General features: G+C 70.3%; 1 protein-coding gene. It reads right to left on the bottom strand.

Annotated elements, in window-relative coordinates:
• On the bottom strand, window positions 1-848 hold an 848-nt coding region (locus tag ABT130_RS47635; RefSeq protein WP_350966507.1), incomplete at its 3' end, for a hypothetical protein.
• Window positions 849-1,249: the final 401 nt, after the last annotated feature.

Below are 1,249 nucleotides of genomic sequence, written 5' to 3'. Positions count from 1 at the left end.
TTGGGGTTGCCGTAGGTGATGATGTGTTGGGCGGCGCCGGTTGTGGGGTTGTTGCTGAGGAGGAACCTTCCGGTGGTGGGGTCGTAGGCGCTGGGGGTGTCTTTGCCGTCGCCGTCCCAGTCGCCGCTGATCGGGATCATCGGGCTGTCGCCGTAGGAGATGACGGGCCGGGTGTGGGCGCCGGAGGCCAGGCTGTCTGACAGATAGAAGTCCAGAACCCCGAGGTTCGCCGAGCCCGGCCACAGGGCGTCCACGAGCAGCTGCGCGTCGTGCACCTCCCTGGCGTAGGCATCCGGGACCGCCGAGACCTGCACGGCCTGGCAGATGGCACCGATGTTCCCGCTCATCCACCCGTTGCCGGGGAATTTGCGCATCATGGCGTTGAGGAACGCGTTGGTGGCGTACACCGGGTCGATCAACTGGGCCGGAGTGCCCCAGCCCTGCGAGGGGCGCTGCTGGAACAACCCCAGGCTGTCATGATCGACGGCCACCGTGTAGTTGTGCAGCGTACTCTCGGTGATCGCGGTGGTCACCGCGATCACCGCCGCTCTCTTGTCCAGGCCCCGGTTCCTGGTCGTGGTGGTGATGATCCGGGCGCACGAGACGTTGTAGGCGTTCACACTCCGTCCCAGGCGCGGGCCGTTCATCTGGGGCCGCACCTGGTTGGCGACGGCGGTGTCCGCAGCGGTCTCCCCGCCCGGCACACACGGGTTGTACGCCAGCGCCGCCGCGAGCTCGGAGGGCACCGGAGGACCGGCAGGTCCGGGCACGGGGGTGGGATCCTGCGCCGCCGCCGTGCCGGTGCCGGCCGCGAGGAGGCTCCCGGCGATGACTGCCAGCACGGTCAAGGAGCGGATGGTGGATGTGCGGGGGGCCGCACCCATACGGGGACGGTCGGCGTTCATGGTTTCTCCTGAGGGGTGATCACTCTGGCCGGCCGCTGACCGGCCGGGACATGCGTGCTCCGGCGATCGGCCGGACATACGAGTCGTGTGGGGCCACGGCTGCGGTGGGCGCGACGGGTGTCGGAGCCGTCGCGGTCCGGCCCGCTGAACCTGCGGGCCGGACCGCGACGAGGGCGGATGGTGGTCTCGCCGTTCACGGCTCACCCCGGATCTCGCCCTGCCGGACGGACCCGGGGTCGGGTGGGTGGGGGGTCAGCGGACGATGCCGTGGGTGTCCTTGCCGTCGCCGTCCCAGTCGCCGGTGATGGGGAGGTCGTGGGGGCTGCCGTCGCCGTAGGAGATGC

Origin of the sequence: Streptosporangium sp. NPDC001681, assembly GCF_040298085.1 — a bacterium.
Classification (GTDB): domain Bacteria; phylum Actinomycetota; class Actinomycetes; order Streptosporangiales; family Streptosporangiaceae; genus Streptosporangium.
This window is presented reverse-complemented; position numbering and strand designations above follow the sequence as displayed.